Here is a 13,717-nt window from a genome sequence, read left to right as displayed (position 1 = left end):
GCCGCTGTCGAGCCAGCGACCGCCGCGCCAGCGCCGCCGGCCGACGTGGTGCAGCAGGCATTGAGAGCCGTCGGCGCCATCGACCGCCAGCTGCGCGCCGAGCACCGCCAGGCCCTGACCTCGGCGCCGCCGGCCGATTCGACCGGCGCGCGCCTGTCGAGGGGCATCGCGGCGGCGCATGAGGCGGTCGGCCCCAAATGGTTCGAGGCCGCGCGCATCGAGCTGTTCAGCGCTCCCAACGATCCCAAGCGCATCTACAAGGTCATCACGGCCTTCGGCGAGTACTGCCTGTTCTATCCCGACAAGGCCAGCATGTCGGGGAACAGCGCCGCCAAGGGCGGACGCGACAGCTTCGGCCAGCCCACCATGTCGAGCTGTCCACAGCGGTTCTAGCCAAGCTTACCTGGCGGTAACTTGACTAAAATGCAAAGGCTGCCAAGAATGCATGTTCCTGCCTCTTCCTGTGTTTGCCATGAAAATGAAATTGCTCGCCGCGTGGTGCGCTGCCATGCTGCTGTCCACGCCAGTCTTTGCCGCCGATGACGGCACCGACTCGTCGGCGACCACGCTGAAGGAAGTGCAGGCCTTCGTCGTCCAGCGCGACGGCAGCTTTGTCCTCGACCATGAAGTCCTGGTGCAGCTGAACGAACAGCGCGCCGTGGGCGCCCAGGCGCAGCGCCAGTTCCACTTCAACCGCACGCTCGAAGACATCGACGTCATCGACGCCTATACCGAAAAACCGGACGGCCGCCGCATCCAGGTGCAGCCGGACCAGATCAAGCTGCAGCAGGAACCGGCCTACAGCGGCGCGCCGATGTTCCAGGACATGCAGATCAAGTCGGTGATCTATCCCGACGTCGCGGTGGGCGACAAGCTGTATTCGAAGATCCGCCACGTGCGCCGCACCGCCATGTTCCCCGGCCAGTTCACCGACGCCACTTATCCGCTGTTCCGCCCGACCACGCAGCTGACGCTGATCTACGATCTGCCATCCGACATGCCGCTGCGCGCCGACGATCCCGGCTTCAAGGCCAGCGCGCCGCGGCAGCATGACGGCCGCACCGTCTACCGCTGGGATTATCAGCAGGCCGATAATCCGCGCATCGAGTACGACACCGTCGCCTACGCCGATTACGGCCGCCACCTGTTCGTCTCGACCTTCAACAACTTCGCCGAAGTCGGCCTGGCCTACGACCGCGCCGCCGCTGTCGCCGCCACGCCGACCGCGCGCATCACCGCCAAGGCGCGCGAGCTGACGCAGGGCCTGAGCGATCCGCGCGCACAGGCGCTGGCCATCGACAACTGGGTGCGCAAGAACATCCGCTACGTCGCCGTCTACATCGGCAACGGCGGCCTGGAGCCGCACAACGCCGAAGCGGTGCTCGACAACCGCTACGGCGACTGCAAGGACCATGCGACGCTGATGGAGGCGCTGCTGCGCGCGGTCGGCATCGACAGCACGCCGGTGCTGATCAACGCCGGCAACTCGTACCGGTTGGCGCCGGTCGCCAGCCTGGGCCAGTTCAATCACGCCATCAACTACATCCCGAGCCTGGATTTGTACCTGGACTCGACGGCGGAGAACATCAGCGCCGGCTACCTGCCGGTGTGGGATCTGGACAAGACGGTGATCCTGACCCGCAGCGGCAAGCTGGGCCACACGCCGGTGACGCAGCTGGGCAAGATCAAAAACCGCTACACCGTTCAGATTGCCGAGGACGGTTCGGCCAGGTTCGATTTCACGCGCGACCAGCTCGGCTGGTGGGAAGAGGAGGTGCGCTACGAGCATCGCAACTGGCGCAAGGAAGACCAGCAGCGCTTTGTCGAGTCGCTGCTGAAAGGTTCCGGCGTCAAGGGCAGCGGCGACGTGCTGCTGGGCGACCTGGACGACAAGGCGGCCGGCCACGGCTACAGCTACCGCCTGCGCGGGCAGGGCGAGAACTGGGTCTACCTGCCGGGCACGGTCGGCGTGCCGAGTTCGTCGAGCCTGTATGTCGGCCTGGCGCAGCAGGTGTTCGGCCTGACCAACGAGACGACGCGCACGCAGCCTTTCGTCTGTCCGGAAAACGATTACGAGGAAGAGGCGGTCTATGAATTTCCGCAGCGCGCCGCGCTGCTGGCGGTGCCGCCGGACGTGCATATCGCCAGTCCGTACTTCCAGTACCGCGCCGAGTTCAGGCAGGTGGACGGCAAGCTGCTGATCGGCCGCAGCTTCAAGAGCGGCAAGGCCGGCACCAAGGTCTGCACGCCGGAAGACTACGTGGCGATGCAGGCCGACATCAGGAAGATGGTGCGCGACCTGCGCAGCCAGTTCATCCTGCAGCTGCCGGAATCGGGCATGCCGGTGACAATCAGATAGTATTGCTGTTCAGGGAATGCACTAACATGTCGGCATCAACTATTCTGCGGATGGCGTCATGGGGAAACGGTCGGTTATTTCGGTGGTGGCGCTGGCTGCTGTGTGTCTCGGCGTCTATACCCAGATGACGATTTTCGTGGTGCCGCCGATGGCCGCCACCACCGATGGCATGATCCTGGTCTTTCCGCGCCTGAGCAAGACCGAGTTCCTCGACAGCCCGGACGGCATTTGCCAGCGCGAGGCCGGCATGGTCAACGGCCTGTGCCGCCGTGTGACGCTGGGCGTTGTCGCCAGCAAGGCGCGCATCGTCGCGCGCCTGCCTTACAGTGAAACGCTGTACCGGATGGCGGCGCCGGCGCGATGAAAAAATCACTGTGCATGGTGGCGTGGCTGTCGGCCATGGCGGCGCATGCCGCTCAAATCGACGATGCATGCAGGATCGATGCGGCGCCCGGTGTGGCGCTGGCGCATGTGCAGGTTCAATCCGTCGCCGCTGCCGCCGGGGACTTGCCGTACTACGAGGCGCGCTCCGATGTGACGGGCAGCAGCGTGCGGATATATCACGCGCCCGATCTGGCAAACGCCGCGGCGTCGAAGATTGCGTGTTTCATGGGACTGCTGGACCTGCTTCCGAAGCAGAAGATGACCTGGTCGCCGATGGTGCTCACGCATGACGAAAACTACATTCCGCCGAAACGTGATGGCGAACTGCGATGGGTGAACGTGTTCAAGTCGGATCGGTGGGATGAGAAGACCATGTACTTCCTGCTCTCCGTGATGCCGCATGAAGAGACACATCTCACGCAAAGCGATAAATTGCCGCGCTGGTTTTCGGAGGGCCATGCAGAATGGGCCGGCGTTGAGGTGACCGGGCAAGTCCGCCCCGACCTCGCGCAAGTTGTGCGTGCGCGCCATGCCGAGGAATATCGCAAGCTTGGCGCCGCGCATTTGGGCGCATGGGGCGGCATCCGAGTCAAGCCGGAGGCGATCGAACGCCAGTTGAGCGCGGAAGACCGGGAGCGCCGGAAGAAAGATCCCGCCTATACGCCGCCCGGTCCGTTCAGCTTTGGGCCGGATGATTTCGCGGAAGACAATGGTGACGAGGCAGGGCGCTATGGCGCTGCGCTTGCGCTGTTCAGCGGGCTGGAACAGCGGCACGGCCGGGTGAAAGTCCAGGCTTGGGTCAGCGCTGTTGCCGACAGCAGGGATGCCAGGCAAATCGTCCCGCTGGCGCAGCAGGTGTTTGGCGAGGACATCACGCCACTGCTGCGATAGCGGCACGGCGCCGATCATGTAGGTTTCGGTTGATTGAGTGAGGCGGTCACCCCAAAAGTTCGGGGTCGGACCCCATGCGGGGTCCGACCCCTGTGCGCCGCAGTGCGGGTTTTGTGGTTCCCGCGACCTCGGTAGAAAAACAAAACCTGAACCCGCTTTATTTGCGCAGGTCGCTGCGCACCGGGTCGGCGGGGTATTTGAGGGCGTTGAGGGCCATCTTGTCGACGGCGGCGGCGTGCAGGTCGACTTGCAGCTTGTCGGCCAGCTGGACCAGATAGAGCAGCACGTCGGCCAGTTCGTGGCGGATGGCGGTGCGCTTGGCGTCGTCCAGCTCGGCGGCGGCGCCGGTGGGCAGCCACTGGAAGTGTTCGGCCAGCTCGGCCACTTCCACCGACAGCGCCATGGCCAGGTTCTTGGGCGTGTGGAACTGCTCCCAGTCACGGGCTTGGGCGAATTGGCGCGTGCGGTCGCGCAGGTCTTGCAGGTCGGAGAGCGGGGCGGTAGTCATGGCCGCTATGGTAGCACCGCCGTTTGTGCGTTTCATCCCCCTTTTTCGACCGTTTGTCGCATCGCCCGGGCGAACGGGCAGGGCGCTGGCTATAGTGGCAACACTTTACCAACTCCAGGACACCCCATCATGCGCCGTACCATCATCGCTCTCGCCGCCCTTTCCATCCTCGCCGGCTGCGCCGTTATCGTGGTGCCGGACAGCGGCGATGGCAGTGTTCAGTACAAATCGTCGTTCAGTGGCACTGCGGTGCAGGGCGACGGCCATATCGTGGTCGAAAACCGCCAGGTCGCCCGCCTGGACGGCATCGACATCAATGGTCCGATGCAGGTGGAAGTGCGGGTCGGCGAAGCCGCCGGACTCCAGGTGGAAGGCGACAGCAACATCCTGCCGCTGGTGCGCACCGACGCCAGCGGCGGCACGCTGCGCATTTCGATCGACGGCAATATCCGCACCAGCAATCCGCTGAAGGTGGTGTTCACCACGCCAACGCTGCGCCACCTGTCGGCCAACGGTTCGGGCCAACTGACGGTCAGCGGCCTGAGCGGCGGTCCGCTGGACCTGTCGCTGAACGGTTCGCGCTCGGTGCGCGTCAGCGGCAACGTCGACCGCCTCGATGCACGCCTGAACGGCTCCGGCGGCCTCAACGCCTCCGGCCTGAACAGCGGCAACGCCATGGCCCAGCTGAACGGTTCCGGCCGGCTGGACCTGGGCCGCGTCAACGGCGAGACGCTGAACCTGGAACTGCGCGGTTCCGGCGGCGTCAACGCCAGCGGCAACGTGCGCAACATGACGGTGCGCCTGAACGGTTCCGGCAGCGCCGACCTGGCCGGCATGACCAGCGAACGCGCGGAACTGAACAGCAACGGCTCCGGCAGCATCGCCGCCGCCGTCACGCAGTCGGTGGTGGCCAACGCCAACGGCTCGGGCAGCGTCACGGTCTACGGCAATCCGATGCAGCGCAATGTGAACGGCAAGCGCGTCACCATCGTCCAGTAATCAGCGTACCTTGAAGAACGCCATCGAGCTTTGCAGCTGCTCGGCCTGACCGCTCATCTCTTCGGCGGTGGCGGCCAGCTGTTCGGAACTGGAGGCGTTCATCTGCGTGGTCTGGCTGAGCTGGCTCATGGCGGAGTTGATCTGCCCGGCGCCGGCCGACTGCTCTTCCGACGCCGCCGTAATTTCCTGCACCAGGTCCGAGGTGCGCTTGATATTCGGCAGCATGGTGTCGAGCAGCGCGCCGGCCTTCTCGGCCAGGTTGACGCTGCCCGAGGCCACCTGTTCGATCTCCTGCGCCGCCACCTGGCTGCGCTCCGCCAGCTTGCGTACTTCGGCCGCCACCACGGCAAAGCCCTTGCCGTGTTCGCCGGCGCGCGCCGCCTCGATCGCCGCGTTCAGCGCCAGCAGGTTGGTCTGGTAGGCGATATCGTCGATGATGCCGATCTTCTTGGCGATCTCGCGCATCGCCGTCACGGTGGAGCGCACCGCTTCGCCGCCTTCACCCGCTTCCTGCGCGGCCTTGCCGGCCATGCCGTCGGTGACCTTGGCGTTCTCGGTGTTCTGCGCTATCGAGGCCGACATCTGCTCGATGGCGGCGCTGGATTCCTCCGCTGCCGCCGCCTGTTCGCTGGCGCCCTGCGACAGCGACTGCGCCGTGGCGCTGACTTCCTCGGAGGCGCTGGCCAGGGCCTCGGCGCCGTCGTTGACTTCACCCACCACGCGCGACAGGTTGCCGACCATGCTGTGCATCGCCGCCAGCAGGCTGGTGGTGTCACCCTGTTTGATCTGCACCTTGACCGTCAGGTCGCCATGCGCGACGCGGTTGACGATGTCGGCCGCATAATCGGGCTCGCCGCCCAGCTGCCTGAGCAGCGCGCGCGTGATGACCGCGCTGATCAGGGCCACCACCACCAGCGTGCAGACGGCGATGATGACGGCGTTGCGCGCCGCCTTCTTCTTGGCGGCCACCGCGCGGTTGGCGCCTTGCTGGCCCAGTTCGACGTTGTAGTCGAAATGCTCGTCGAGCAGCCCCTGCATCACCTGGATTTCCGGCCGCGCCGCTTCCAGCGCGATGCGCGCCTTGTCGTTGTGGTTGCTGCGCGATTCGGCCAGCACCGCCTCGATCTGCGGCTGCACCTTGGCCCAGGAAGCCTTCTCCTTGTCGAGGATGGCCTTGTCCTTGTCGTCGGCCAGCAGCGGCTCGTATTTCTTCATGCTGTCGTCGACCAGCTTGCGCATGTCGGTGACGCTGTTGTCCAGCTCCGCGAACTTCTTCTCGTCGGTGTTGAGCACGTGCTGGTTGACGCGGATGCGCATGCGCAGGAAGCTGTCGCGCAGCTTGTCGATCACCACCAGGCTGGGCACCGTGTTGATGGTGGAGTAGTTGGCGGCATCGTAGACTTCTTCCATCTGGTACTGGCTCAGTCCCGCCAGCAGCACGATGCCCGCCAGGGCGGCGCCGGCCAGCAGCCCCATTTTTTGTGCGACGCTCAGTTTCATTGCACCTCCCGCTGTGTGTTGGTGGCTATGCGGCTGCCACTGCCGTGTTGCTGTGTAACCGTTCAATCAGTGCCGCCAGCGGCATCGGCCGCGCGTACAGGTAGCCCTGCATGCAGGCGCAGTCGTGGGCGATCAGGAAGTCGGCCTGCGCCTGCGTCTCCACGCCTTCGGCCACCACGCGCAGCCCGAGATGGCCGGCCATCGCCAGGATCGACTGCACCAGCGCCTTGCTGCTGAGGTCTTCCGGCGTGTCCATGATGAAGCTGCGGTCGATCTTCAATTCATACAGCGGCATCTTCTTAAGATACGCCATGCTGGAATAGCCGGTGCCGAAATCGTCGATGGAAAAGCGCAGGCCCATGGCGGTCAGCTGGTGCATGCGGGCGATGGTGTCGTCCATCTTGTCGATCAACAGGCCTTCGGTCACTTCCAGCACCAGCAGCGTGGCCGGCGCTCCAGTGTCGGCCAGCGCCTGCTGCACCTGCGCCACAAAGTCGGCCTGGCGGAACTGCGTCGGGCTGACGTTGACCGACAGCGGCATCGCCAGTCCGGCCGCCTGCAGTTGCAGTACGGCGTCACAGGCCTGGCGCAGCGCCCAGGCACCCAGTTCGACGATCAGGCCCGATTCCTCGGCCACCGGGATGAACACGCCCGGCGCGATCATGGAGCCGTCGGCCTGCGGCCAGCGCATCAGCAGTTCGCCGCCCACCGCGCGGCCGTTGCGGTCGACCTGCGCCTGCACGTGCATCTGCAATTCGTTGTTGGCCAGCGCGGCGGCCAGGTCGCGTTCCAGCGTCAGGCGGTGTTCGACTTCGGCCTGCATCGCCGCCTCGAAGAAGGCGATGCCGTTGCGGCCTTCCGACTTGGCGCGGTACATGGCGGTGTCGGCTTCGCGCAGCAAATCCTGCGCGGTCTGGCCGGGTTGGCCCGAGCGGGGCAGCATGGTGACGCCGATGCTGGCGGTGGAATTGTAGGTCTGGCCTTCGATCTCGAAATCCTGGCCGATGGCGCTGCGGATCTTTTCCGCCACCGTCAGCGCCGCGTGGGTGGCGCCTTGCAGCTCGTGCGACAGGTGGCCCAGCAGCACCACGAACTCGTCGCCGCCGATGCGCGCCACGGTGTCGGCCTTGCGCATCAATTTGCTCAGGCGGCCGGCGGCGTTGCACAGCAGGGCGTCGCCGATGGCGTGGCCGCGCGCGTCGTTGATGGTCTTGAAGCGATCGAGGTCGATGAACATCACCGCGCTGTAGGTGGCGCCGCGTTCGGAGCTGGCCAGCAGCTTGTCGATGCGGTCCATCAGCAGGCGGCGGTTGGGCAGGCCGGTCAGCACGTCGAAGAAGGCCAGGCGGTGGATGTCGTCCTGCGATTTGCGGCGCTCGGTGATGTCGCGTTCCACCGCCACCCAGTGGGTGTTGATGCCGCCTTCGTCGGTGAATGGCACCAGCTCCGTCTCCACCCAGTAGGGCTGGCCGGACTTGGTGTAGTTCAGCAGTTCGGCGCGCACGGTTTCGCTGTTCGCCATGGCGCGTTCGATGTCGTCCACCACGCCCGGATCGGTGTCCGGGCCGCGCAGCAGGCGCAGGTCGCGGCCCACCACCTCGTCGCGCCGGTAGCCGGTGTGGCGCTCGAAGGCTTCGTTGACGAAGATGATGTGCTGCGCGGCGTCCTGGTCCACCTGGGCGATCAGCACCATGTCGTTCAGGCGCGCGACGGCGGCGGAGGTCAGGCGCAGTTCGGCGTTGAGGTCGGACAGCTTGTCGAACGAGCGCTCCAGGTGTTGCAGCAGCACCGCGCACGACAGCGTCAGTACCGCCGTGATGAAACTGAAGTTGAGGGAGATGATGGCGGCCTTCAGGAAGCCGTAGTCGGGCAGGCCTTCCAGGTGCAGGTTGGCGTTGTCCTCGAAGCCCAGCACCATCACGCTCAGGCCGGCCACCAGCAACGTCCACAGCGCCGGACGAAGGCCCAGCAGCAGCGCCGCCAGCACCGGCACCGCCATCAGGTAGATCTGGCTGACCGGGCCCACCTTGAGCAGCAGCGCGATGCCGACCAGGAAGGCCACGCTGACGAAGTTGACCACGCGCACGGTGTAGGAGAGGCTGCGCCAGCGCCAGATGACGCCGATCCAGACCAGCGCCACGATATCGACCACGGCGATCGACCACATGCCCTCGCTGGCGGCCAGCAGGGCGCTGGGCACTGCGGTGAGTAGCCCGAGCAAGAACACCACCAGCAGCAGTTTCGCAAAGATCTGCGCGCGCCAGTGCGCAATGTCGTTGGCCACAGCCACAGGGGTGCCTCCAGGGGTGCGTTGCGGTTGTTTTGCTGCTGATGTTACCCGCATTCGCACCTTGTGTCACTGTGGCAATTAGTTAGGCAATTAGTCTCCGGCCTTGACGTTGCCGATACCGGACACCGACTTGTTCACCGTTTTCGGATGGCCGTAGTAGGTCAGCCCGCCGATGCCCTTGGCCACCGCGTTCAGCAGGTCGGTGGCGTAGACGCTGACGTTGCCGACGCCTTCGAAATTGACGTCCACGCGCTCGGCCTGCAGCTTCTGGGTGTCGACTTCGCCCACGCCCTTGGCGTTCAGGCGCAGGTACTTGACCTTGCCGTTGGCTTCCAGGTGGCCGGCGCCGAGGTAGCTGATGTCCAGGCGGTCGGTGTTGACCTTGTTGACGATGGTCTCGCCGGCGCCTTCCACCTTGACCCGGCTCAGCGACGGCATGGTGATGGTGATGCGCGGATCGCCCTTGTTCGACTTGAAGCTCTTGTCCGGCAGCGTGATCTGCAGTTCATTGTCGACCACTTCGGTCTTGAGGTTGGAGACGAACCTGTCCTCGCCGCTGATCACCACCGACTGCGTCTTGCCCACTTCCACCGTCATGGCGAAGGCTCCCTTGGCGTTGATGGCGATGAACGACGGCAGCGTGCGGGTGGACTCGGCCGCCTGTACATTCGGACTCCAGGCGCTCAGGGCAAACAGGGCGGGGATCAGGACGGCGGCAGCGGTACGGCGCATGATAATTCCTCGGTAACGTTAATAAATTCGACATCTTGATTTTACTGAACTTGCCTGCCGCTGCCGACAGTTTTGTGACGAACTGCAAAAAACGGGGGCTGTGTTGTTGAGTAGCGACTGTTTCCACTATAGTGAGCTTTTTGCACGCGAGGTAAATGTGGCCAGCCAATTCAGCACCGTGATCCGTGTCGTCAGCGGCAACTTCATGGAGATGTTCGATTTCTTCCTGTTCGGCTTTTACGCCAACGCCATCGCCGCCGCGTTTTTCCCGTCCGGCGACGAGCTGGCCTCGCTGATGCTGACCTTCATGACCTTCGGCGCCGGCTTCCTGATGCGGCCGCTGGGGGCGATCCTGCTGGGTGCCTATGTCGACCGCGTCGGCCGCCGCAAGGGCCTGATCGTGACGCTGGCGCTGATGGCCATGGGCACGCTGCTGATCGCCTGCGTGCCGGGCTACGCCACCATCGGCTACCTGGCGCCGGCGCTGGTGCTCACCGGCCGCCTGTTGCAGGGCTTCTCGGCCGGCGTGGAACTGGGCGGCGTGTCGGTCTACCTGTCGGAGATGGCGACGCCGGGCCACAAGGGCTTCTACGTCAGCTGGCAGTCGGCCAGCCAGCAGGTGGCGGTGGTGGTGGCCGCCGCGCTGGGCTTCGCGCTGAACCAGTGGCTGGCGCCGGCCGAGATCGCCGCCTGGGGCTGGCGCATTCCGTTCTTCGTCGGCTGCATGATCGTGCCGGTGCTGTTCGTGATCCGCCGTTCGCTGCAGGAGACCGCCGCATTCCAGGCGCGCAAGCACCGCCCGGAACTGCATGAAATCTTCCGCTCGATGCTGAACAACTGGGGCCTGGTCATCTGCGGCATGATGCTGGTGGCGATGACCACCGTGTCGTTCTACCTGATCACCGTCTACACGCCGACCTTCGGCAAGAGCGTGCTGCACCTGAGCAGCGCCGACGCGCTGATCGTGACGGCGCTGATCGGCATTTCCAACTTCATCTGGCTGCCGGTGATGGGCGCCGTGTCGGACCGCGTGGGCCGCCGCCCGCTGCTGCTGTGCTTTACCGTGCTGACCATCCTGACCGCGTATCCGGCGCTGCACTGGCTGGTGCAGTCGCCCAGCTTCGGCCGCATGCTGGAGGTGGAGTTATGGCTGTCCTTCCTGTACGCCAGCTACAACGGTGCGATGGTGGTGGCGCTGACCGAGGTGATGCCGGCCGATGTGCGCACGGTCGGTTTCTCGCTGGCCTACAGCCTGGCGACGGCGCTGTTCGGCGGCTTCACGCCGGCCATCGCCACGGGATTGATCGAGTACAGCGGCGACAAGAGCGCGCCGGGCTGGTGGATGACGCTGGCCGCCGTCTGCGGCCTGTTCGCCACGCTGATGCTGTACCGCCGCCAGGAGCGCCAGCAGCTGCACGCCGCCGACGCCGCCTGACGGAGGGTTATCCGCGCAGACGCGCGAACAGCCGCTCGATATCGATTTCCTCGATCAGCAGATTGCCCTGGTTGGCCTTGATCAGGCGCGGCGCCAGCGCCGATTCGCCCGTGCTCAGTGGCGAGTCGGTCATGTCGGCCGTGTCGAACTGCTGCACCGAATGCAGGTCGTCCACCAGCAGGCCGATCACGCTCTGGCCCAGGTGCACCAGCATCACCTGGCTGTTGTCGGTGACCGTGCCGGGCTTGCCGGTGGCCAGCAGCGCCAGGTCGAACACCCACACGAAATGCTTCTTGCCGCCGGCCAGCGGCACGTCCAGCATGCCCAGGCGCGCAGGATGGCCGCCGCTGGTGGTGCGCTGCACCTTGGCGAACGGCACCGCCTCCTGGATCTGCGCCGCGCGCAGCGCCATCAGCGTGCGGCCGGCGTAGAAGATGGCGAAGTCCGGGCCGGTGTCGCGCAGGCGCTCGATGCGCACGGCGGCGCGCGCCGGCAGCTCGTTGCGCACCGGGCCGAAGGCTTGCAGCAGCACGGCGATGACCGGCTGCTCGACGCCTTCCACCGCGCGGAATTCGCGGTAGCCGGCGCTGCGGGTGCAGGCCGCGATCACGTACTGGCCGTCGTGCTGCATGATGCGCGACACGCTGGCGCCGCTGCCGGCGTCGGCCGCATTGGCCAGCTCCAGCAGGCCGGTGTCCAGGTGCAGCACGTCGCCCGGCGCGCAGGCGGCGTCGGTGCTGGACAGCACCCGGCCTTCCGGCGTGACGAAGTAGGCGCGCATGCTGGCGCGGCCGGCGACGCCGCTGTTGAGCATGTTGAGCAGCTCCGGCTTGGAGTCGAACACGATGCCGATGCCGCCGACCACGCTGCCGGTCTGCTCCGGATGGCGGATGGCGGCGTGGTAGATGTAGGTGGCCTCGCCGCCGTAGAAGGCCGAGGGGCCGAAGCTTTCCGGATAGTGATCCAGCTCGCTGCGCAATGCGGCCACGCGGCTCAGCGTGTCGCCGCTGATGTACTGGCCGACGATCTCGTCGCCGCCGGTGCTGGCGATGATGCGGCCGCCGCGGTCGTAGACGAACAGCCGCGCATACACGGTGTACAGGCTGTTGATGTAGGCCAGCACGTCGGCGATGGCCTTGGTCTGGGCGTCGGACGGCTGCGCCAGGCCGCGCCGCAGCTGCGCCGACAAGGCCCACCAGCGGCAGTCGTTGGCGCGTTCGTACAGGTTACGGTCCAGCATGTCCACCAGCAGCTGCGAGGTCAGCTCGGCCTCGCTGATGCTGGAGGCCAGCACGGTCTGGTACAGGTCCTGGATCGAGTGCGAGAACAGCGCGTCGCTGCGCTCGCCCGTTTCGGTGATCTGGTCCAGCACCGTGTTGAGCTTGTTGATGCCGCCCGAGTGGCTGCCATCGGCGCCGACCTGATCGTTGGCGGCGCTGGTGACCTTGCCGTTCCAGACGATGCGCTCGATGGTGCGGGTGGTGCGCGTGACGGAGCTCATCAGCTCGTGCAGCGATGGGCTGAACGCCTGCGCATGCGACAGCAGGCCCTGCATCAGCGCCGGCTCGACGTCGGCCAGCGACTGGTCGCCGCTGGTGCGGAAGGCCAGGTCGACCGGGATCATTAGCTGCGCCTTCCAGCCGGCCGGGCCGGGATAGCCCTGGTAGCCGTCGGAGCTGAAGGTGCGCACCAGGTATTCGCGGCCGCCGAACATCAGCAACTGCGGCTCGCCGTCGGCGTTGGTCGGCACGCGCACGCCGGCCGGGATCCACAGCGGGTCGGCGCTGCTGATCACGTGGTTCTGGGCGTCGAGCAGCAGCATGTTGGCGCGGTGCGACGGATCGCGGTAGGCGGCGAAGATGGCGTCCATCTCCTGGTCGAAGTTGAAGCACAGGCATAGCACGCCGGCCGGTTCGCCGGTGTCCGGATGCAGCATGCGGTGCGAGTAGACCAGCGCCCGCGATTTACCGGGACGCAGGTCGGTGGCGCGGAAGGTTTCGACGTAGCCGGCGGCGTCCAGCGTCTGTTGCAGCAGCGGATCGCGGCTGTAGTTCACCGGCGTGGTCGGATCGGCCTGCACCAGCACGCGGCCGTCGAGGTCCAGCAGCAGGATTTCGTCGTAGACGGTGTACTTGTCGCGGTAGTCGGACAGGCGCTGGCGGGCGCTCTGTACCTCGTCCTCGTCATCGCCGCCGGCAGCGACAAAGCTGCACAGGTCGGCGTCGGTGGCGAGGAAGCCGACATCGGCGGTGCGCTCGAACAGGTTGCGCACCAGGATGTCGATCGCATAGCGCGCCTGGGTGCCCAGCTCGGCCAGCACATTGCGCACTTTTTCCTGCACCAGATTGGCCACCAGGGCCTGTTCCAGGTGCGCGAAACCGGTGCGGGTGGCCACCATGGCCGGCAGCAGCAGGCGTGCTTCGGCCGGGCAGTTCATCTTGGCGGACGACTCGATAAGCCGCCACATCTGGTTCAATTCCCGCAGCGATAGTTCGCATCGGGCAACGTCGGGCATGTGGGGTAGGAATATGCCAGCGTTGGCTACTTGGTAAGTGGTCATTACGCTCGTCAGTTAAAATTTAACGTTTAAGCAATTAATGTGCCAAGGCAATAATCAAT

General features: G+C 65.6%; 11 protein-coding genes. 6 read left to right on the top strand and 5 right to left on the bottom strand.

Going from position 1 to position 13,717, the window contains the following annotated elements; translation table 11 throughout:
• The 4 genes from GJ695_RS29700 to GJ695_RS22250 form a co-directional block, all read left to right on the top strand.
• Window positions 1-393, top strand: a 393-nt coding sequence (locus tag GJ695_RS29700) for a hypothetical protein (RefSeq protein WP_166455405.1), incomplete at its 5' end; no start/stop codon positions are given.
• Window positions 394-472: 79 nt separating this feature from the next.
• Window positions 473-2,359, top strand: coding sequence for a DUF3857 domain-containing transglutaminase family protein (locus GJ695_RS22260; RefSeq protein ID WP_166455301.1), 1,887 nt, complete (start codon window positions 473-475; stop codon window positions 2,357-2,359).
• Window positions 2,360-2,417: 58 nt separating this feature from the next.
• Window positions 2,418-2,723 carry a hypothetical protein gene (locus GJ695_RS22255; protein WP_154368622.1) on the top strand — a complete coding sequence of 102 codons (306 nt, stop codon included), beginning with the start codon at window positions 2,418-2,420 and terminating at the stop codon, window positions 2,721-2,723.
• Window positions 2,720-3,634: a hypothetical protein gene (locus GJ695_RS22250; RefSeq protein ID WP_154368620.1), complete on the top strand. Its 915-nt coding sequence runs from the start codon at window positions 2,720-2,722 to the stop codon at window positions 3,632-3,634. Before GJ695_RS22255 ends, GJ695_RS22250 begins: the two co-directional genes overlap by 4 nt.
• Window positions 3,635-3,791: 157 nt before the next feature.
• On the opposite strand, the gene GJ695_RS22245 is transcribed toward GJ695_RS22250, so the two are convergent.
• Complete coding sequence (locus tag GJ695_RS22245; protein WP_154368618.1) at window positions 3,792-4,142, bottom strand: nucleotide pyrophosphohydrolase; 351 nt, start codon at window positions 4,140-4,142, stop codon at window positions 3,792-3,794.
• Window positions 4,143-4,271: 129 nt separating this feature from the next.
• On the opposite strand from GJ695_RS22245, the gene GJ695_RS22240 reads away from it, so the two are divergent.
• On the top strand, window positions 4,272-5,141 hold the full coding sequence (locus tag GJ695_RS22240; protein WP_154368616.1) for a head GIN domain-containing protein: 870 nt from the start codon (window positions 4,272-4,274) through the stop codon (window positions 5,139-5,141).
• On the opposite strand, the gene GJ695_RS22235 is transcribed toward GJ695_RS22240, so the two are convergent.
• The 3 genes from GJ695_RS22235 to GJ695_RS22225 all read right to left on the bottom strand — a co-directional run bounded on the left by GJ695_RS22235 (window position 5,142) and on the right by GJ695_RS22225 (window position 9,663).
• On the bottom strand, window positions 5,142-6,641 hold the full coding sequence (locus tag GJ695_RS22235) for a methyl-accepting chemotaxis protein (RefSeq protein WP_154368614.1): 1,500 nt from the start codon (window positions 6,639-6,641) through the stop codon (window positions 5,142-5,144). It abuts the gene before it with no gap.
• A 25-nt stretch (window positions 6,642-6,666) separates the two neighbouring features.
• A complete protein-coding gene (locus GJ695_RS22230) occupies window positions 6,667-8,931 on the bottom strand; it encodes a putative bifunctional diguanylate cyclase/phosphodiesterase (protein WP_166455300.1) in 2,265 nt (754 codons plus the stop codon).
• A gap of 90 nt (window positions 8,932-9,021) precedes the next feature.
• Complete coding sequence (locus tag GJ695_RS22225) at window positions 9,022-9,663, bottom strand: head GIN domain-containing protein (protein WP_154368610.1); 642 nt, start codon at window positions 9,661-9,663, stop codon at window positions 9,022-9,024.
• Between the two features lie 205 nt (window positions 9,664-9,868).
• Between GJ695_RS22225 and GJ695_RS22220 the strand changes: the two genes are divergently transcribed.
• A complete protein-coding gene (locus GJ695_RS22220; protein ID WP_371866588.1) occupies window positions 9,869-11,098 on the top strand; it encodes an MFS transporter in 1,230 nt (409 codons plus the stop codon).
• A gap of 7 nt (window positions 11,099-11,105) precedes the next feature.
• On the opposite strand, the gene GJ695_RS22215 is transcribed toward GJ695_RS22220, so the two are convergent.
• Window positions 11,106-13,565: a chemotaxis protein CheW gene (locus GJ695_RS22215; protein ID WP_229260607.1), complete on the bottom strand. Its 2,460-nt coding sequence runs from the start codon at window positions 13,563-13,565 to the stop codon at window positions 11,106-11,108.
• Between the last annotated feature and the right edge of the window lie 152 nt (window positions 13,566-13,717).

Origin of the sequence: Duganella alba (assembly GCF_009674495.1) — a bacterium.
GTDB classification, from domain to species: Bacteria; Pseudomonadota; Gammaproteobacteria; order Burkholderiales; family Burkholderiaceae_D; genus Rugamonas; species Rugamonas alba.
Note: the sequence above shows the minus strand (reverse complement) of the source record. Positions and strands in the feature narration are given on the sequence as shown.

Bases quoted from the DNA above. Each gene is read 5' to 3' on its own strand.
- GJ695_RS22255 (WP_154368622.1), top strand. From the start codon at position 2,418: ATGGGGAAACGGTCGGTTATTTCGGTGGTGGCGCTGGCTGCTGTGTGT.
- GJ695_RS22220 (WP_371866588.1), top strand. From the start codon at position 9,869: ATGGAGATGTTCGATTTCTTCCTGTTCGGCTTTTACGCCAACGCCATC.
- GJ695_RS22250 (WP_154368620.1), top strand. From the start codon at position 2,720: ATGAAAAAATCACTGTGCATGGTGGCGTGGCTGTCGGCCATGGCGGCG.
- GJ695_RS22240 (WP_154368616.1), top strand. From the start codon at position 4,272: ATGCGCCGTACCATCATCGCTCTCGCCGCCCTTTCCATCCTCGCCGGC.
- GJ695_RS22235 (WP_154368614.1), bottom strand. From the start codon at position 6,641: ATGAAACTGAGCGTCGCACAAAAAATGGGGCTGCTGGCCGGCGCCGCC.
- GJ695_RS22260 (WP_166455301.1), top strand. From the start codon at position 473: ATGAAAATGAAATTGCTCGCCGCGTGGTGCGCTGCCATGCTGCTGTCC.
- GJ695_RS22245 (WP_154368618.1), bottom strand. From the start codon at position 4,142: ATGACTACCGCCCCGCTCTCCGACCTGCAAGACCTGCGCGACCGCACG.
- GJ695_RS22225 (WP_154368610.1), bottom strand. From the start codon at position 9,663: ATGCGCCGTACCGCTGCCGCCGTCCTGATCCCCGCCCTGTTTGCCCTG.
- GJ695_RS22215 (WP_229260607.1), bottom strand. From the start codon at position 13,565: ATGTGGCGGCTTATCGAGTCGTCCGCCAAGATGAACTGCCCGGCCGAA.